The organism is Seonamhaeicola algicola, assembly GCF_007997385.1.
GTDB classification, from domain to species: Bacteria; Bacteroidota; Bacteroidia; order Flavobacteriales; family Flavobacteriaceae; genus Seonamhaeicola; species Seonamhaeicola algicola.
On sequence record NZ_VOSC01000007.1, the window covers coordinates 83,398 to 103,789 of the forward strand.

Annotated in this window: 10 protein-coding genes; 1 reads left to right on the forward strand and 9 read right to left on the reverse strand. The window is 33.2% G+C overall.

Features of this window, described 5'->3' with window-relative positions:
- Nucleotides 1–43: 43 nt before the first annotated feature.
- The 8 genes from FUA26_RS02055 to uxaC form a co-directional block, all read right to left on the reverse strand.
- Entirely contained in the window at nt 44–1,432 is a 1,389-nt protein-coding gene (locus FUA26_RS02055; RefSeq protein WP_147130939.1) for a glycoside hydrolase family 30 protein, read from the reverse strand.
- A 2-nt stretch (nt 1,433–1,434) separates the two neighbouring features.
- On the reverse strand, nt 1,435–4,653 hold the full coding sequence (locus FUA26_RS02060) for a glycoside hydrolase family 2 TIM barrel-domain containing protein (protein ID WP_186826835.1): 3,219 nt from the start codon (nt 4,651–4,653) through the stop codon (nt 1,435–1,437).
- A 173-nt stretch (nt 4,654–4,826) separates the two neighbouring features.
- Nucleotides 4,827–6,131, reverse strand: coding sequence for a glycoside hydrolase family 117 protein (locus FUA26_RS02065; RefSeq protein WP_147130943.1), 1,305 nt, complete (start codon nt 6,129–6,131; stop codon nt 4,827–4,829).
- Between the two features lie 7 nt (nt 6,132–6,138).
- Complete coding sequence (locus FUA26_RS02070) at nt 6,139–8,175, reverse strand: right-handed parallel beta-helix repeat-containing protein (protein ID WP_147130945.1); 2,037 nt, start codon at nt 8,173–8,175, stop codon at nt 6,139–6,141.
- A 6-nt stretch (nt 8,176–8,181) separates the two neighbouring features.
- On the reverse strand, nt 8,182–9,972 hold the full coding sequence (locus tag FUA26_RS02075) for a sulfatase-like hydrolase/transferase (protein WP_222611744.1): 1,791 nt from the start codon (nt 9,970–9,972) through the stop codon (nt 8,182–8,184).
- A gap of 73 nt (nt 9,973–10,045) precedes the next feature.
- A complete protein-coding gene (locus tag FUA26_RS02080) occupies nt 10,046–12,877 on the reverse strand; it encodes a glycoside hydrolase family 2 protein (RefSeq protein ID WP_147130948.1) in 2,832 nt (943 codons plus the stop codon).
- A gap of 77 nt (nt 12,878–12,954) precedes the next feature.
- Nucleotides 12,955–15,783, reverse strand: a complete 2,829-nt coding sequence (locus FUA26_RS02085; RefSeq protein ID WP_147130949.1) for a glycoside hydrolase family 2 TIM barrel-domain containing protein — start codon at nt 15,781–15,783, stop codon at nt 12,955–12,957.
- 7 nt (nt 15,784–15,790) lie between these two features.
- Nucleotides 15,791–17,194 (reverse strand): glucuronate isomerase, encoded by a 1,404-nt coding sequence (gene uxaC, locus FUA26_RS02090; protein ID WP_147130951.1) that lies wholly within the window; start codon nt 17,192–17,194, stop codon nt 15,791–15,793.
- 138 nt (nt 17,195–17,332) lie between these two features.
- Between uxaC and FUA26_RS02095 the strand changes: the two genes are divergently transcribed.
- Nucleotides 17,333–18,481, forward strand: coding sequence for a helix-turn-helix domain-containing protein (locus FUA26_RS02095; RefSeq protein ID WP_147130952.1), 1,149 nt, complete (start codon nt 17,333–17,335; stop codon nt 18,479–18,481).
- 187 nt (nt 18,482–18,668) lie between these two features.
- On the opposite strand, the gene FUA26_RS02100 is transcribed toward FUA26_RS02095, so the two are convergent.
- Nucleotides 18,669–20,129: a sulfatase family protein gene (locus tag FUA26_RS02100; protein WP_147130954.1), complete on the reverse strand. Its 1,461-nt coding sequence runs from the start codon at nt 20,127–20,129 to the stop codon at nt 18,669–18,671.
- Nucleotides 20,130–20,392 lie beyond the last annotated feature (263 nt).

The window sequence follows — 20,392 nt, forward strand, 5'->3', positions numbered from 1 at the left end:
TTAATATTAGCTCATTTAAACCTATTTTATACCACAGTTATATTTAGTTAATTATAACACCTGTTATTGCTTTTGATGGAGCATTTACTTTTATGATTTCATTACCTACTACTAATTGAAAAACACCATTGGTTTCTTCAGTATTTTGAAATAATACCTTTATACTTCCATTAGGTGATTGTACGGTAATTACGGGGTGTTTATTCCCTCTATTTACAGATGCTATTCTAACGTCTCCTGGCTGTATAAATTTGCTTATTATGTACATAGCATTATAATCTGGATTATATTGTACCGCTCCTGTTTTAAGGTTTATATTTAGTAATGAGTTTTGTGTCCAGCCCCAACCACTTTTAGTAGTTTCATTTAAAATCATGTTCCAATAAGTAAAGGTTGTACTACCACTATTAATGTAGCTAGCTACTTCTTCTAAACGGTGTTGCGCCTGTTCTGAGGTGTTTTTACCGTTATAGCAATGTCCTTCAGTATGAAAAATTGAAAGATTTGGTATTAAAGTGCGTGCATCGTTAATTATTTTAGGCTCAGTATACTGAATACCTACACCATTAACACCTTCTAAATTTTCGCATTGTAAAAAATCCATTAAATCCATTTGATTAGCAGCCCTAAACGTTCCTGCAAAAATTTTAGTATTAAGTGCATTATTTTTAAAAGCAGATGCCAAATAGTTATTAGCAAAATAAACCATATCCTTTGCTGGAAAAACACAACTTGGGTATTTAGTGTCTGCATCATTTTCATTTTGAATACAAATACGATTTATTTTAACACCTTCATTTTCATAACTTTGCACATACTTTACAAAATAATTCGCATAGGTTTTATAAGTTAGAGCATCTGTTTTTATTTTATTACCAACCTTTTGTAATCCTATCATTTTACCACTTTCTTTCATCCAACCTGGTGGGCTCCATGGTGATGCAAACAATGTTAAAGTAGGGTTAATTTTCAGAGCACTTTTTATATACGGCAGTACATATTTTTTATCTCTTTCAATTGAAAAGTGTTTAAGTTCGAAATCATTTGGTACTTCGGCATAACTGTAAGCATCAATACCAAAATCACTAGCGCCAATGGCTGTTCTGCAAAAAGTAAAAGCCGCTTTATCTTTTGAAAACAGATTAGTCATTATGTTTTTTTGTGCATTTTTAGGAAGTGATAATAATGCTTTCCCGCCTATTTCATTAAAAGCACCCCCAATACCTTCAATTGTTTGAAATTTTACTTGAGGCTGTAGGTAAATATAATTGTTCCATTTAGCCTTTTTCCCTTCGGTATCATTATCAACTTTAAACAAAGGATTTGCCATACCATTATCTAATTTCACAGCCCAAACTTCTATATTATTTGACTGTTGTGCATTTAATATTGCTACAACAAAAAATGCTAATACACGTATTTTAATTTTCATAATTAGTTGTTTAATTGTATTGTAAAATTGAATTCATACGGTTTTACGGGTACTAAATATTGCTTTAAAGGCACAGGACCACAACTAGCGTTTCCTAGGCCTAACATGTGGGCATCTAAACTTACTATAGTTTCTTTTCTGGGCTTTAAAAAGGCGTTTCGCGAAGCTTTATCTAAATCTTTAGCATCAAAATGTAATGCCGAAAACACAAATGGCGTGTCAGACTTTATTTTTATGGCTGATGTTTTACTATTTTTAAAACCAAACTCTACCCATCTAACATCAGAACGAGCTCCGTTTTCTTGAGGTACTAAATACGGCGTAAATAAATTACTTACAGTTGATTGGTATTGCCCTAAAGAAGCAGATTCCATACGGTCTGGATAATTTTCTTGAGGCCCTCTACCATACCAACTTACATTTTCTAAATTACTTACCAACCCTAATTTTAAACCAATTCTAGGTAAGGTTTCTAAATTTTCAAAACCTGTTGGGGTAACTTTATTTTGTAGTTTAATTACACCATTTGCTGAAATTTCATAAACACAAGAATGATTAAAACTTCCAGAATTACTACTTAACTCTTTAATAATTTCAACCTTTGTAATTGATGGTGTTGCTTGTGTTGTTTTAATTGAAATAATTTTATTTTGAAGATTTTTTATATTGGCAAATTTCCAATTTTTAGTGTAAGGTCTGTCGTTTTCAATTGGAGAACGATACACATTTAAAACCGGACCACTAACAGCACTATTTTGAGCTATTATCTCTTTTTTATTAGCCAATATTGATGCTAATGTTCCTGTTTGTTTATTAAATTTTATGGAAAATTTATTACCAGAAATTAATAATGAATTTGTAGTTTCTGAAACATTTAACTTACCTGATGGTTTTACTAATATTGGTTTTGCTTTTTGTAAAATGAATTCTTCTTTAGCAACTTCATGCCCTGCATCTGCCCAAATAGTAGCTGTTTTTAAACGGTAACTAAATTGAATAACATACTCTGAAACAGTATCAAAACTTGGTAATGGCACATTAAAAACTTCAGTTTCATCTGGTTTTAAATTAAATGTAGAAATGGTTCCTTTTTTTAATGGTTTCCCAGCTTTTAATAACACCCAACTTCCTGTAAATGCATTAAGGTTTGTAAAATAATAGTTGTTAGTTACTTTAAAACTATTGCTTGTATTTTCAACTTTATTTATGGTAATAAACTGTTGTGCTTTTTTTACTTCTAAAAGTGTTGGTTTTGGAGTTCTGTCTGCAAAAACAAGACCTTTAGCACATTCATTAGTATCATATTCAACTTTAGAAAAATCGGTATCAACAGGAATGCTATCAACAGGATGATAATCTAGCCTATGGCTTTGGCGTATAGAGCCATCGGGCATTTTTTCATTATAGGTTTGGTTTACCCAATCCCAAATATAACCGCCAACAAACGATTTATTTCTATTAACAACACGCCAATACTCTGCAAAATTACCTAATGAGTTTCCTTGTGCATGTGCATACTCAATCATAATATACGGTTTATTGTATTTTGGTGCTTCCCAAAAACTTAGTAGTTTCCAGTGTTTTTGTTTTTCATCATCTTCAATAAACGGATACATAGAACTATTTAAATCAAAATAATCTTTTACAGCCCAACAATCGGTTTCTCTCCCGTCATAAGAAATTATTCTTGTAGGATCAAACCGACGAATATAATCGCTCATAAGTGCAAAGTTTTTGCCAAAACCAGATTCATTACCTAAGGACCAAAAAATTATTGATGGATGGTTTTTAGAACGCTCAACCATAGCCACAGCCCTATCTAAAGCAGTAGCCATCCAGCTAACATCACTACCTGGCAAACCGTTACCTCTAATAAAGTAGTCTGGAGATTCTAAGGCTTCATCCATAACATACAAACCATATTTATCGCATAGTGCATACCACCTAGAATCGTTAGGATGATGGCTAGAACGTACGGCATTAATGTTGTGTTGTTTCATTAATAAAATATCCTGAATCATTGATGCTTCGGTTAAAGTTTTACCAAGTTCAGGGTGCGATTCGCCTCTATTAACGCCTTTTATTTTTATGGGCTTTCCGTTTACATGTACTTGTAAATCTTTAATTTCAACCTTTCTAAAACCAAAAGGTGCTTGAGTAACCTCAACAGTTTTCCCTTTATCATTTATTAAACTTAAAACTACCGTGTATAGGTTTGGAAATTCTGCTGACCACAGTTTTGGTTCTTCAATTTTAGTTGAATAATTAAGAATACTTTCTGCTCCTAAGTTGCCCATACGCCAACCTAATTTTGGGCTATCATTACCCGACTCAACAATAACACTACCATTTTCATCATAAATAGCAACATTAACTTTATAGTTTTTGGCTACAGTTTCACTATTGTTTAAAATTTTAATTTCAGCATTAAATTGCGCGTTTTTATAATCATCATCTAAATTTGATGTTAAAAAGAAATCTCGTATTTGCACCTTAGGTTTACTCTGCAAGTACACATCTCTAAAAATACCACTAAAGGTCCATGTATCACCAGATTCCATGTAGCTACCCGTTGACCAGCGGTACACTTGTACTGCCAATGTATTTTCACCAGGCTTTAAAAAAGGTGTTATGTTAAACACAGCGCTTGTCATGGCATCTTCATCATAACCAACCATTTTGCCATTAATCCAAAGGTAAAATGCACTAGAAACTCCATTAAAATGAAGTAGTGTTTCTCTGTTTTTCCAATTTTCAGGAACTTGAAAAGTGGTTCTGTAGCTTCCTACATGGTTATCATTTTCAGGCACATTGGGTATTTTAATTTCTTCGGCTTTAACTAACATGCCTAAACCACGATGCGAAGGCACACCATAACCTTGGCGTTCCCAACATGACGGTACAGGAATTGTATGCCAATTAGCATCATTAAATGATGGTAAATAAAAATCTTTAGGTTTTTCGGCAGGTGTTTTTGCCCAATTAAACTTCCAGTTTCCTGATAAATCTTTAAAGTAAGGCGACGCTTTATAATCTCCTTTTATGGCCGAAGCAACATTTTCAAACACATAATGTGTAACTGCGTGGGGCTCTGTACCCATAGTGTAAACTTGCTTATCTTTCCAAAATTCTTGCGCGTTTAGTTGGCATAATACGCCTAAAAGAAATGAAAAAACAGTAAATAATAATTTACTTTTAATTTGATGATACTTAAATTTCATGTTGATAGTATGTTTTGTGTACATGTTTTATAAAGAAAAAACACAGGTTTTATATAGGTTAATATAAATGTAACCTAAGCTTTATTGTTCAGGTACAACAAATGAATATTACTAGGCAACATTTGTTCTATCTGGAAAAAATATTACTACTAGTATATTTAAAGTAAAGTTATTTAGTGTGCTTTTAAAGCCTCTGTTTGCTTTTTTATGCGTTCTTTTTGCTGGCCAGTTAAACCAAATTTATATAAGTATTCTGGCCTGTAATGTATGTAATGGTCTTTCATTTTTTGATCATCAATATCCTGACTCAAATCACAATCAAAACGCACCAAAATGGTATGCCTCCAATTGCCACCAGCATTAATTACATGCGATAAGCCCCAAGTAATACCACGGCCATCTTTTGTATTTGTAAACGCATCTGGTACAAATGGGCCAGCAGCAATAGGTAACATTTCAGTTATTGATGCAATATCAAAATTAACCCAATCTTTGGCATATTGTATGGTATTATGTTCTTGTCCGTCACGTTGTACAATAGCAGCAACACCTTCTTTAAAAGGAAACAAAGTAGTTTCATGACCAGAATTGATTACGGGATTCAATGGGTGCTTTACAAATGGCCCTAGTGGATCATTGGCAATAGCAAGACCTTGCATTCTTATTTTTGAAGGTTTGAATTCCTTACGTTTATCAAAATCGCCTTTATAATACAAATAGATTTTACCATCATGAACTAACGGATATGGGTCGTGAATTGAGTACTGATCCCAAGAACCTTCTGACCCGTTGGGTAACACCACTTTTCCTGTATGATGCCAAGGTCCATCTGGTGAATCTGCCCAAGCTACTGAAACCGGACAAAAATCGCCTCGTAATCCGCTAGCTTCCATAAACGCTTGAAAGTATAAATAATATTTACCTTTCCATTTTAATATATCGGTTGTAGTAACTGATCTCCATCCTGGTTGTGGTTTTGGTGGGCGTGGTACTGCTATACCTTGTTCTTCCCAAGTAAAACCGTCTTTTGATGTAGCATACCAAATATCGGCCAAATCCCAATCGCTAGACGGAATAACATTGGTAGCTTCTTTAGCATTTGCCATTCCTACGGGTTTTACTGGGCTTTTTCTACCTGTATACCACACGTAATATTTACCGTTTTCAAAAATTACTTTTGAAGGATCGCGTCTTGTTATAGTGCCATCGCCGTTATTGTAATCAAACCCTTTTAATTTGGTGTATTTAAACTGCGAATATAACTCTGATGCCTCAGGGCGAATATGCTCGTAAGCATCATAATTTCGTTCTACTGCTTTACTTAATGGTCTGTTTGGTTTTTCTTCAGGTATTAAAAAAGGAAACTCGTTTTTAGAGTTTAATTTTTCACTTTCATTTTCGCCTTGTTTGATTTTTACACTATTCTCACATGAGAAAAGCATAAAACAAACTAAGGTTAGTACAATGGTGTGCTTCATTGTGTTTTTAGTTTAATTGAAGTTCTTTAACCATTTTACTAGCTTTTCCTAAATATTGGTTATTTTTTATAGTAGAAATTCCAACATTTAAGTAACCGTTACTTACTTTCCAAGCAAAATTATTTGGCACCCAATCAACACCAGGTTTCCAATATGCACCACCGTATTCATAAGCTCCTAAATCTGGCGCCTTTCCTTTATATCCTTTAGTTATTTTTCTAATTTCTAGGCCTCTATCAATTAAAGGCGAATTTTCTAAAGGCATAAAAAGTGTATGCTTTTCTGTATTAAAAGGAATTTCAGAAAACTGCTTGTTATTACTAAAAATATTGTCTGCTTCTTTTCCTTTAAATTCTTTTTCATCAACTCTGTAATGCTTTCCGTTTCCAGAATCCCACCAGGGGCGCACATCTGAAATATTGTTATAAAGTATGTTATCTTCTACATTGGTTTGGTAGTTATTACGTTTTGGGACCCAAGAATTAATTAAAGCCTCATTTGAAGGGCCAACATTCCAAAATGTATTGTTATAAATTTCATTTTTAATGGCATCCCAATTAAAATGTAAGCCTGCCCATTCTACATCCCAAACTACATTATGATGTACTATGTAACCCGCAGCATTATTATCTAAATAAATACCTGTTGCTTTTTTACCTGCATGGTTATCATTGGCATGAGCATTATGAAACCAATTATGGTGTAATTCTATATTTTTAGGTATGCTTTGTCCTGTTACATAAAACAAACCACCATCAGCCCCAGAAATTAAACATTTTTGAACATGGTTGTATGCAAACTCACTATTATTACCTGTAACTTTAACACCATCTCTTGCTGAACCGTAAAATGAATTTTGAAGTATTTTGTTTCTGTTACCATAACTACTAAGTAAACATGCATGAATTCCTATTGTATTAAAGTTTTGAACTATGTTGTTTTTAACAATACAGTCTTCAGTATTTTTACCTAAAATAATACCATTTACAGAACCATTTTCTAACACGCATTTTTCAATACTATTTTGAAATCCGCTATTAATGAGTACCGCAGCATCACTCACTGCAGCTCCTTTTAAATTTGTTACTAAACGCTCTGCACCATGTTTTATCATAGCGTTAGATACTTTATTGCCATTACCGTTTATAACAATCATGCCACCAAAAAAATTTAATCCTTTTAAATGGATGTTGTTTTTGTTTATTGTTACTACGTGTTTTCTATGAGATACTTCTACGGAATGATGGTTAGGGTTTTCACCTTTAGGAGCATAAAAATAGAGTGTTTTAGCTACTTTATCATAAAACCATTCATTTGGTGCATCTAAAGCTTCAAGCTTATTCATTAAATAAAAAATACCTCTATGCCCGTTTTCAAAACGTTGCGGACTATGCGTATTTCCAAAAGGCCATTTCTGTGGTAAAGTTTCAAAAAATATACGGTTTAGGTTTTCATTATAATTTGTTATTGTACGCTCCCAACTGCAACCACTATGGGCACCTAAATAGTGAATAATTCCTCCCGTCCAATCAAACTTCGGAATTTCATTATTGCTAATAAATGACATAGACCAAGTGCCTTTTGTTTTATCTATAAACTTGGCATCTAATGTATATTCATTATCATCAGAATCATTTGGCCACCTTGCAATTTGCATTTTTTTATAATTGAAATAAACGTTATTACCATCGCCTAAATTCATAATTACATTTTGCGCTTTGTAAATAGCTCCTTGGTGCTGTTGCCATGTTGTTACTTTTTTTGTTGCCGAAATAATAACAATATCATTTTTATAGCTTGTAAACACTATTGGTTTCTTTTTGGTTCCAGAATTTTTTGGTATAATTTCCTCTCTGTAAACACCTTTATGAATGTAACAAACATCACCCGCTTTCATAACATTAGCGGCTTGTTGTATGGTTTTAAACGGGTTTTTCTTTGAGCCATTTCCGCTATTTGAACTACTAGCATCTACATGATAATCTTTAGCAAAAAGTGATACCGAAACCCCTATTACAAAAACAAAATTTATAATTATTTTCATAACTAATTACTTTAATTTCAATTTATAATTATGAGCTCTGGGTGCAAAATTACTATGATAAGTTTGTGTGCCATCGCCCCATTTTTTCCAATCTACTTCCACCCTATTATCACCTAGTACAATGTTTAGCAACTTATCTTTCATAGCTTTTGCTATTTTCTTATATTTTTTATCAAAAGCTACATTGTTAACTTCGGCTGGATCTTTTTTAAAGTCATATAATGCCGGATCTAAATCTTCCCAAGAAGCTGTTAAAGCCCAAGCCATATTTTCGCCTTCTTTACGTGTTGGTCTAGTTTTTAATGACAATACATAATCTTTAGTTCTAATATAAGCTCTGGCACCTGTAACCGCATGCGATTCTCCAATAATATAATCTCTAACAGGTGCTTGTTTTGATACTACTTTTGCTAAATCTAAACCATCTAAATAATTAAAAGATTTTGAAGATAAATCTGCTCCTGCTGCACTTAAAGCTGTAGGTGCAATATCAACAAACTCTGTAAACTCTTTAACAATTTTTCCTGCTGGAAACTTCTTTTTATCTGAAGAGACTACGATAATTGGATTGTGGCTATCCCATTCCCAAGGTGTAAATTTTGAAATTGCCCCGTGTTCGTTTAGTTTCCATCCGTGGTCACCACATACGTAAATAACCATCCATGGGCGTTTATGTTTTTCACTGTAAGCAACAAAATCTTCAACCGTTTTGCCAACCAACCTATCACCATAAGCACAAAATGCATAATAATCTTGAATCATTTTTTGCTTTTCTTCGTCAGTAAAATGGTAAGAAGGTTTGTTACTGGTTATTTTTTTCATTTGTTGTGACATTGAAGCGAATTCTTCTTCTGAAAAATTTGGAATTTTATATGTATGCTTTTGAAAACGTTCACGGTAATCTGCTGGTGGAAGAACTGGTGTATGTGGAAAATCAAAACCAACATGTGCAAACACTGGTTTTGAAGGATCTACACCTTGAAATTTCATTGAACCAGCGTTAAATTGTTTGTTTTCATTAACTAAATATTCATTTAAAAAATGTGCATAATACCCATCACGGGTTTTTCCTGCTGGTTGAGAACTTACACCAGATATTATCATTCCATCATAAATTGATGGCGTTTTTCCTTTTTTATAATGCCTAATTAAATCGTACTTTTTGGCAACTTCTTTGGCTGTATTTTTATATTCTTTACGTTGGTTTGCCAAATCTTTTGAAACATATTCAAACTTGCCTTCGGGTGTTACAAAAAAACCTATATTGTTTATATATTCATCTAATGGTTTTCCGTCAATTTCTTTAAAACCACCATAAGAGTAATCTGTTAAACCTTCATAACCCAAACTTCTAAAATCAATATCTGTTTGATACACATTGTGCTTTTTAGTTTTTCCGTTAGGTGCAAGCCCCTTAAGCCTGTAACCCAATTTACCTACATGAAAAGTTTGATATCCTAGGGTTGCTAACTGTTCAGGTAATGATGGCTTCATATGCTTTGCGGCATTATTGTGCCATTCAAATTCATATACGCCAGACCTAAACGGATAACGCCCTTGATGCATGGTTGCTCTTGATGGTGCACAACCTGTTGCTTGGCAATAAGTGTTTATAAATGTGGTGCCTTGCGCCGCTAGTTTATCTACTTCAGGAGATTCTATGTACCCTAATTTGCTCATTTCTTGACCATCAATGGCTTTATTAAAGGTTTTTACGGTGTCATACCTTTGGTCATCAGTTAAAACAAAAAGTATATTGGGTTGCTGCTCTGTTTGCTTTTGAGCAAATACTGCCATATTTAGAAAAAATACGCAGAAAATTGTAAATTTAGAATAGTTTAGTTTCATGTTGTTTATTTACTGTTTTTTTTTAAAATTCAAAGGTTAAATGAATAACAATAGGCTCATCAGTATTTCCAAAATAGTTTTTATCACTTCCTTGTGGTCCTGATGAGCTTGCGGGCATAAATTTGGTACCCATTGCTGGTATGTTTTTTAAAAAAGAAATATTACCTTCTGGAAAAACATTTACAGCTGCACCTTTACCATATTCCTTAGGTTGATCAGGTGTTAACATGCGTAAAAATATTAAATCGGAGTGGCAATACACGGTAAAACCATTTCTACTTTTACTATACAACTTCATCCAATTTAAACGAGAAAAGAAACCTTTAAATTCTGGGTATACCCAACCTGATTGTCCTGTTACAGTATTGTTATAATTATTCTCCCAAACCTGAAATCTTGTCCCCTTCATGCGGTTACGCCATACACGATAGGGGCCATCACCCAACCACTTCATTCCTTTAACATCTTCTTCTGGAAACGAGAACGTAATACCCATGTAACCTTCTACTATTTTTTGATTTCTTAATTCAACATTTAAATCAAGTAGACCATTTGAATTGACGGTCCATTTAAAGAAATCTTGCGTCATTTTATTGTTCTCTTTCCAGTCATGGTATTTTTTTCTTTTCTTAAACAATCCAATAATCTCTACTTTATCTTCAAAAGTATTTACCACCACATTTTCCAAATTTGTTTTGTTTCCTAATAGCACCGGACCATCTTTTAGATGAATTTGATTGCCTTTTTTGGTAACCATTTTCAACAAACCTGTTTTGTTTGAGAATTTATATTCAATATCTTTTGCCTTAACTAATATAACATCATTTAGTTTTGTAGTTTGAACACTTGCAGAACTACTAAAATTTAAATAAGTATTGTTTATTTGTTTAGGTGTTTTAACAGGGTAACTCCATGTAAAAATTTCCATACCATACATATCTTTAGCTGTTAAAAAAAGCGCATCGGCTTGTTGCCAATTTTCTGGTTTTTTAACTGTAAATGATCCTTTTTCGCCTGGAGCTAAATTTGGTAATTCTACCTTGTTTTCAAATAACACTTTACTGCCAGCTAATGTATTTGGCCCATTAAAAACCATCCATTTTGCTGTTATTTCGCATGCATTCAAATGGGTAACATGGTAGCGGTTTTCTACATTAAATACGCCAGAAAAACTTGGTTTTATATATCGTTCTTCTATATAAATTGGCGACCATACTTCTTTTATTGTAAAATAACTTCCTTCTTTTTCGCCGTAAGGCCCCACAATACCGTCTGGAGCATGGTTTCCATCTACATCAATAATTCCGTTTTTATCAGTTCTTACCACACCTTCATCTGCAAAATTCCAAAGAAATCCACCTGCAGCTAATGGCATATGCCACATTTGTTTCCAATAATCATCTAACCCAGCACCATGCCCGCCATCATATAAACCATGTAAAAATTCTGTAGGGAAATATATTTTGTCTTTTGAAGGAGCATCAAACGCAAATTTGTAATAATCTGGGTAGTGCATGGTGTTGGTTTTTTTAAACACATTCCATGGGTGAATAACTTCTCTTTTTTGAATATCCCATTTGGCATAATCATCATCTAAATTAGTATTCCAACCCGTTTCATTACCATTTGCCCAAAGTAAAATAGAAGGATGATTTACATCACGCACTACGGCTTCTTTTATAATTTTTTCACCAACCTTTTCATCTAAATACGGTACGTGCCAAGTACAAACTTCGTTTATAACAAAAAGCCCTAATGAATCGCACACATCAAGAAAATGAGTATCGGGCGGATAATGAGACATCCGTACAGCATTCATATTCATATCTTTCATCATTTTAACATGCTTTATACTTAACGCTTTTGAAGTGGTTCTGCCTGATTCTGGATGAAAAGAATGCCTATTAACACCTTTAAATTTTATTTTTTTTCCATTAACATAAATACCATCACTTTCTCTAACTTCTACCGAACGGAAACCAATACGCTTTGATAATTTATGTAACGTATTTCCGTTTTTATCTAATAATTTAATGTGAAGGTTATAAAGGTGTGGCGTTTCGGCATGCCATGGTTTTATGTTAGATGCTTTGGCTGAAACTAACCATTTTTTATCTTCTTTTTTTGCTGAAGTTTCTAAATTTTGAAGTGTATTACCTTTTAAATTGGTTAAAAATAACTGAACTGTTTCTGTTTTATTGGTATTTGTAAAAACTTCGGCTGTTATGGCGCCATTTGCTTGCGCATTTATAGCAACACGCTGTATATTTTTTTTGGGTAATACTTCTAAAAAAACCGGACGATAAATACCACCAAAAATCCAAAAATCGGTATTACGCTCTGCAGCATTTATAGAGGCATTACTAGACATTTTATTCACTTTAACCTCTAGTAAATTTTCGGTTCCAAATTTTAATAATCTGGTTATGTTGTATTTAAATTCATAAAAGGCTCCTTGGTGTATAGCACCTGCTAATTGTCCATTTATTTTTACTTCGGCATCTGTCATTACTCCTTCAAAAACAATTTTTATCTCACTTTCATTCCAATTTTTAGGCACAAAAAATTTGTGTTTATATAAACCGTGCTCGTTAGCATAAGGTTTATTTACTTTATAATCTCGTCCGTAGTTGTAAGCTCCAAAACCCTGTAATTCCCAACAAGATGGCACTTGTATTTTAGTCCATTTTTTACTTTGCATTCCTTCTGAACAGTAAAAATCCCAAGCAACTGTATTATCTTTATCTGTTCCAGACAGGTATTTAATTAGTGTTTCTGTTTTTTGTGCTTTAGCATCTATATTAGTTACCAAGTACAGCGTTAAAAAACAAAATAGCATTTTAAAAAGTTTCATAAATAGTTTAGTTTAAGTTGACTTTTTTATGAGATACTGAAACTAGTTCAGCATGACACAACAGAAATGTGGCTATGTTAAAATTCAAAAGTTAAATCCATAACAATTGGTTCATCATCATTTCCAAAATAATGCTCAGGATTACCGTGAGGCCCCATACTTTCTGGTTTTTGAAACTTAGTGCCTATAGCAGGAATATTCATTACAAAAGAAATATCGCCTTCAGGAAATTTAGGATGTGTTTTTCCCTTTTTATTCTGTTTTGGTTCCTGTGGTGTTAACATTCTAAAATAGGTGTGCGGCGTTCTGCAATATACAGTAAACCCGTTATCATGATTTCCTTTTACCTTAGACCAGTATAAACTTGAAAAGAAACCTTTAAATTCAGGGTAAACAAACTGATCTTTACCAACCTCGCCTGTTACAGTATTATTATAATTGTTTTCCCAAACTTGAAAACGTGTGCCTTTCATTCTATTTCTCCAAACGCGGTATGGCCCATCTCCTAACCATTTCATGCCAGCAACTTCATTTTCGGGAAAGGAAAAAGTAATACCTCTGTAGCCTTTTAAATTTCGGAATCCTTTAAACGCTACTCTTAAATCTAACAAACCGTTAGAATGGATGGTCCATTTAATACTATCAGACGCAAACTCTTTTACCGTAGACCAACTTGGAGATTTATCGGTTTTTTCAAAAATGGTAAGTATTTCAACCTTATTATTAAGTGCGTTTATCTTAACATCTTCAATTTTTGCTTTCTGATTTAAAATGATAGGACCAGTGTTTAAAGGAATAATTTGATTGCCTTTTTTTACCTCTAAAAGCAAACCTGTTTCTTTAGAAAATTGATACGTTAAATCATTAGTTTCAACTGTAATTTTCTGATTTTCAGTGGTAGATTTAATAGTACCTCCGCCAGAATACAAAACCAAAGGTTTGCTAACTTTACTTGGTGAAGAGACAGGGTAAGACCACGTGAAAATTTCTTTTCCGTATGTATCAACCGCAGTTAAATGTAAGGCATCTGCCAATTTCCAATGAGATGGTTTTTGAACATAAAACTTTCCTTTTCCTCCAGGATTTAAACTAGGTAAATCTACTTTATGTTCAGAAAGCACTTTTTGTGAAGTATTGCCTTTTGGCCCTTCAAACGTAATCCATTTAGAGGTCATGGTAATTTGATCTAAATTGGTATAATGGTAACGATTTTCGATTCTGAAAATGCCGTTAAAATCTTCGTTTATAAATCTATCTTCTAAATAAATTGGCGACCATATTTCTTTAATGGTGAAATAACTTGCTTCCTTTTCTAAATATGGGCCAACTATACCATCATTGGCCTTATTTCCTTGTAAATCAATTTCATTATTTCTATCGGTTCTTTCAACGCCTTCATCGGCAAAATCCCAAAGAAAACCACCTGCACTTAGTGGTAAATTCCACATTCTTAACCAATAATCTTCAAGTCCTGCCCCGTGTCCGCCGTCATAAACACCATGAAGAAATTCGGTTGGAAATAATATTTTTTCCTTAGAATACGAATCATTCACTAATGAGTGATAGTGACTGTAATGAATGGTATTGGTCTTTTTATAAATGCTCCATGGATGAATTACTTCTCTATTTTGAATATCCCACTTAGCAAAATCATCATCAACTTCAGGGTTCCAGCCTTGTTCATTTCCATTTCCCCACATGAGTATAGAGGGATGGTTAACATCTCTTACCACAGTTTCTTTTACAATCTTTCTTGCCACTTTTGTATCTAGCATTGGGTTATGCCATGTACAAATTTCATCCAGAACAAATAGCCCGAGTGAGTCGCAAACATCTAAAAAATGAACATCGGGCGGATAATGTGACATCCTTACCGCATTCATATTCATATCTTTCATGAGTTGAACGTGTTCAATACTAATATTTTTAGAGGTTGTTCTTCCTGAAGCCGGATGAAACGCATGCCTGTTAACCCCTTTAAATTTTATTCTTTCGCCATTAACATAAATGCCATCGCCTTCTAAAACTTCAACCGTTCTAAAACCTATACGTTCTTCAACTTTATGTAGAATGTTTTCGTTTTTATCTAATAAAGAAAGATGAAGCTTATACAAATTTGGAAATTCCGGATTCCAAGTTTTTATACCATCTGCTTTTCCACTTACACGCCATTTCTCTTGTTCTTTTTTAACATTAACCTTGATATTTTGAACTTTGTTTCCTTTTAAATCGAAAAGACTTAGAGAAACTCCGTGTGCGTTTTTTGAATCTATGTATACATCGGTAGTAATTTGTCCATCTGCCCTAGCATCAACAGCTATTCTTTTTATGTTATCTTTTGGAGAAACACTTAAATACACTGGGCGATAAATACCTCCAAATACCCAAAAATCGGCAGCTCTTTCTGCATGATTTATAGATTTGTTAGCAGACATTTTATTTACCTTGACTTCTAAAACATTCTCAGTTCCAAATTTTAACAGTTTGGTAATATCGTATTTAAATTCATAGAATGCTCCTTGGTGTATTGGTCCTGCTAGTTTACCGTTAAGCTTCACCTGGGCGTCAGTCATTACACCTTCAAAAACGATTCTTACATTTTTGTTTTTCCAAGTTTTTGGCACATTAAACTTATGCTTATACAACCCATGTTCTGAGGCCATGTTTAAAGTACCTGTGCCCGAACCGTAGTTGTATGTTCCAAACCCTTTTTGCTCCCAACAAGAGGGCACACCAATTTTCGTCCATTTTCCACTATTCCTTCCTTCCGAACAGAAGAAATCCCACTCTACTAAATTATCTTTATCTGTTCCGGACAGATAGACAATTTCCGTTTCTTTTTGAGCTTCAATTAATTGATGCGATAAAATAATAAGGGTTAATAGAACAAGCTTTAAAATCCTCATATGCGTTTTAATTAAATTTAAAATAATCTTTTGCGTTGTAATAGCAGATATCCTTCACCATTTTTCCCAATAAATCCATGTCTTTATTAATAAGGCCATTTTCAACATCATTACCTAGTAAGTTACATAAAATACGTCTAAAATATTCATGACGAGAATAGGAAATAATACAACGTGAATCTGTTAGCATACCAACAAACCTACTTAGTAAGCCCATATTAGAAAGAGCATTCATTTGATTTTCCATTCCCGTTTTTTGATCTAAAAACCACCAACCAGAACCAAACTGCATTTTTCCTGGAGCGCTCCCATCTTGGAAATTCCCAATCATGGTTGCCACTACATCATTATGAGCCGGATTTAAATTGTAGATTATTGTTTTGGCCAATTTATCTTCTGAATCTAAACCATTTAAAAACTTAGACATGGTAGAGGCACTATTGGCATCATGGATTGAATCGAACCCCGTATCTGGTCCTAATTCTGTTAATAATCTGGTATTATTATTTCTAATTGCTCCGTAGTGAAACTGTTGTACCCAGCCTTTTTCATGATCCATTATACCAAATTCATACATCATGGCAGATTTAAACTTTAAAATCTCTGAATTTGTTAATTCAATCCCAGACCGTACTTTAAAGAAGATGGTTCTAATTTCTGCTGAAGTATAATCTTCTGCATAAAATGCTTCTATACCGTGATCTGACAATTTGCATCCTACTTGGGCAAAAAAGTCATGACGGTTCTTTAAAGCCCTTATCAAATCATCAAAGGAATTCACATATATGCCTGAAACCTCAGAAAGCTTTACCATATAATCATTAAAAGATTCAACGTCCTCAACAGCCATAGCTTTATCTGGACGCCAGGTAGGAAACACTTTTATTTTACAATCACTCTCAGCAATTTGAATATGATATTCCAAAGAATCTGTAGGATCATCTGTGGTACATACCACTTCTACATTCATCATTTGTAACAATCCTTGAGGGCGATACGCTTCAGTTTGCAATTTCTCATTAGCTAAATCCCAAACTTCCTTGGCCGTATCTCCATTTAAAATACCATCATAACCAAAATAGAGCTTTAACTCCATATGTGTCCAATGATACAAGGGATTGCGAAGCGTATATGGTACCGTTTGTGCCCATTTTTCGAATTTTTCCCAATCACTTGCTTCTCCCGTACAATACTTCTCAGGAACACCATTGGTCCTCATAGCTCGCCATTTATAATGGTCACCATATAACCAAAGTTCGGTCAAGTTCTTGAAATTCTTATTCTCGGCAATCTGCTTCGGAATTAAATGACAATGATAATCTATAATAGGCATTCCGGATGCAAAACCATGAAACAGTTCACAGGCGGTTTCTGTTTCCAAAATAAAGTTATCGTCTAAAAAAGCTTTCATCTTAAATATGTAATTCTTTTTTTGAATTAAAAAACACTTATTCAAATGTAATTACAAGGCTTTGTTTTATTAACTTTAACGCAGCTTTAACGGTAGCTATAACCGTTAAGGTTATCTATAAACACATTCACCAATAGAATGAAAATAACTAAATATCAAAAAGATAATATTGTAAAACGTATTACCGAAAGTAAAACGTTTAAAAATGCACCAACAAGTATTGCGCTTTTACAGTACTTATACAGTGCAACCGAAAAAGGTATTCACCTTAAGGAAAGCGTCGTTGATATTGAGTTTTTTAAAAGTAAAAATGTAGGAGACAGAAGTAATCCAAGAGTACGTGTAAACGTGCATAACCTTAGAAAAAAAATCACTCAGTTTTATGACACTGAAGGCGCTGATGATATTTGGCGTTTGCAAATAGATAAAGGCCAATACCAAGTAAGTTTTCACAAAATTGAACGAAGTAAATCTATATTAAAAACGCTTAATTGGCCAACACTTATACCTTATGCACTTTTATTGGTTTTTGTTATAATTTCAATTAAGCTAAGTATACCTAAATCTAAACCCAAGATGTGGAAACCCTTTTTATCGGAAGACTCAGGAACACATCTTTACATTGGTGATCATTTTGGAGTTACAGGGACAACTATTACCAAAAACAATGGCTGGACCAGGGATTTTTCAATTAATAGCACCAACGATTTTTACAATTTTATTGATAAAAACCCAAATTTAAGAGATAGTATAAGACCCGCTAACTACTCCTACTCTACAAGAATGGCAGCATTATCTTCTCAAAAATTACAATCGTTTTTTCAAGATTATAATAAGACGTTTTCTATTAGATTTTCAACACAAACTTCGGCTTCGGAAATTAAAGAAGGTAATGCAATTTATGTGGGACCAAGTAAGAACGATAATCAATTCTTGTATTTCTTTAATGAAGCTAATCCTTATTTTGAAATCTCTAATACTACCTTAAAATTACATAATCATCCAAAGTTTAAAGACAGTATTTATAATTTAAACTCCTATAATATTACTCACGAATATGCTGTAGTTTCTAAGTATAAAAGCGGTAATACAGAACATTTTGTATTTTTCTCTCAGCATGATATTGGTGTTAGTGCCACTTTAGAGTACTTTACTAATAAAGATAGTATTCAAAAGTTTTATGATACTTACCTCAAAAACAACACTTTTTTTACTGCTATTTTTGAGGTAAAAGGACAAGATAGGACTAACACTTCTTTAAAACTTAATAAGGTGATTAGTTTTTAGATTTCTTTTTGTTTTGGGCTTCTAAGCTTAAAAAGCTAAATGTAACAATAAGGTAAGCTAAAATTCTATGTTTCATTTGATTGTTTTTTTATTTACTATGTAATCATCAAAACCAAAATTAGAATTAACACTTTAAAATTCTTTTAATAAGTTAATATATGGAAATAACTAATGGCTATTGTATAATTTATTCTTTACCCAACAACGTTTTATTCCAATACACCAAAAGTTCTTCGTCAGACGGAGCTTCAGGTAGTCCTAACTTTTTCATTTTCTTCTTAAAATAATTTTGAGAGCCATTTTTTCCTTTCTGAATTGTTTCTTCAGATTCTAGAATTTGATTCTTATCATAATTTTTTAAGTTGGTTTGAAGTACATCTTTCAGCCTTTTAAAATGGTCTTTGTAATTTTCATCGTCAACTAGATTATTAAATTCGTTAGGATCATTGTCTAAATCATAGAATTCAAATTCTGGTCTGCTATCTGCCATAAATTGATTGTATGGTGCCTGTAATTGTCCATTTTTATGTAGCACTCTATAAACTGTAAAAGCAGGGTATTCACTTCTTTTATAACTTGATAATTGCATCCATGGTTTTTCTGGCATTTGATTCCATATCAATTTGTACTTTCCATCTGTAATACTTCTTATGGCATCATCAGCATCTCCTGCTCTTTGTCGGAAACCAAATACATAATCTCTAGTTTCCTGCCTATCTCCAATAAACACTTTACCATGTAATCTATGTTTAGATTCTATTCCTACTAAATTTAAACTTGTAGCTGCAACATCTACTAAACTTACTAACCTGTTATCTGTTTTACCGCTGTTTACTTGTTTTGGCAACCTAACAATTAACGGAATTTGAAGTCCGCCTTCATATAAAAACTGTTTGTCTCTTAAATGCGGACGCCCGTGATCTCCAAAAAAGAATACCGCCGTATTATCAGCCAAACCTTCATCCTCTAAACGTTGCATCACCCAGCCAACAATATCATCACATTTCTGAACAGATTCCAAATAAAGTGCCCAATCTGCTTTTAATAAAGGATGGTCTGGATAACATCCGGGAAGTGTTACGGTTTCATGATTTATAGGATTCTCTTTATGATGCTCAAAAACTCTATGTGGATACTTTATTTGTACTTGCGCAAAAAATGGTTGTCCTTCAGCACGCTCACTCCAATCTTTACCATCGTATTTTATGCTCGGAACAAAATTATAATCTTTTTTTCCGCCTTTTCTCAAGTAATCTTTTCCACTTCCGTTGGCAATAAAATAGCCTGCCTCCTTAAAGTATTCTGTTATGGGTTTTATACCATCGGGAAGCGTTGTCATGTTAATAGTTCTATGGTCTAAGCTATTAATGGTTGTAGGATACATTCCCGTGATTTGAGATGATCTACTTGAAGAACAAATAGGAGCATTTGCATAGGCATTGGTATATAAAGTTCCCTGTTGCGCTAGTTTATCAATATTTGGTGTTTTTATATCCGGATTACCATAACATGCTAACTCCCTGCCTAAATCATCGGCATTAATCCAAATGATATTTGGTTTCTTAATTGTTTTTTTATCTTGCTCTATATCTTTACAAGCATTAAATAAAAAGATAAAAAACACTAATTTTAAAATATTAAACTTCATTTTAAGATTTTTTATGAGGATAATAATAAAACCTATCAACTCATACAATTGAGTTGGTCTTTTCTGCTTCTTTTACCGTTACTTATTTATTTTGGGCAAATTAACTTACCACTTTTTTTCTTTTACATGACTACTTTCTATTGCTAAACCCACTTGGTTGTATGTTGGTTAACAATGATGTCATTTTTTAGTTTGAAAACATTATTTTTCTTGATGTATTAAAATTATCTAAAATTTAACAATGTATTCACCTTCATACACAT

Excerpts from the sequence above, each read along its gene's own strand:
- FUA26_RS02065 (WP_147130943.1), bottom strand. The coding sequence starts at position 6,131 with ATGAAGCACACCATTGTACTAACCTTAGTTTGTTTTATGCTTTTCTCA.
- FUA26_RS02095 (WP_147130952.1), top strand. The coding sequence starts at position 17,333 with ATGAAAATAACTAAATATCAAAAAGATAATATTGTAAAACGTATTACC.
- FUA26_RS02060 (WP_186826835.1), bottom strand. The coding sequence starts at position 4,653 with ATGAAATTTAAGTATCATCAAATTAAAAGTAAATTATTATTTACTGTT.
- FUA26_RS02075 (WP_222611744.1), bottom strand. The coding sequence starts at position 9,972 with ATGGCAGTATTTGCTCAAAAGCAAACAGAGCAGCAACCCAATATACTT.
- FUA26_RS02080 (WP_147130948.1), bottom strand. The coding sequence starts at position 12,877 with ATGAAACTTTTTAAAATGCTATTTTGTTTTTTAACGCTGTACTTGGTA.
- FUA26_RS02070 (WP_147130945.1), bottom strand. The coding sequence starts at position 8,175 with ATGAAAATAATTATAAATTTTGTTTTTGTAATAGGGGTTTCGGTATCA.
- FUA26_RS02055 (WP_147130939.1), bottom strand. The coding sequence starts at position 1,432 with ATGAAAATTAAAATACGTGTATTAGCATTTTTTGTTGTAGCAATATTA.
- FUA26_RS02100 (WP_147130954.1), bottom strand. The coding sequence starts at position 20,129 with ATGAAGTTTAATATTTTAAAATTAGTGTTTTTTATCTTTTTATTTAAT.
- FUA26_RS02085 (WP_147130949.1), bottom strand. The coding sequence starts at position 15,783 with ATGAGGATTTTAAAGCTTGTTCTATTAACCCTTATTATTTTATCGCAT.
- uxaC (WP_147130951.1), bottom strand. The coding sequence starts at position 17,194 with ATGAAAGCTTTTTTAGACGATAACTTTATTTTGGAAACAGAAACCGCC.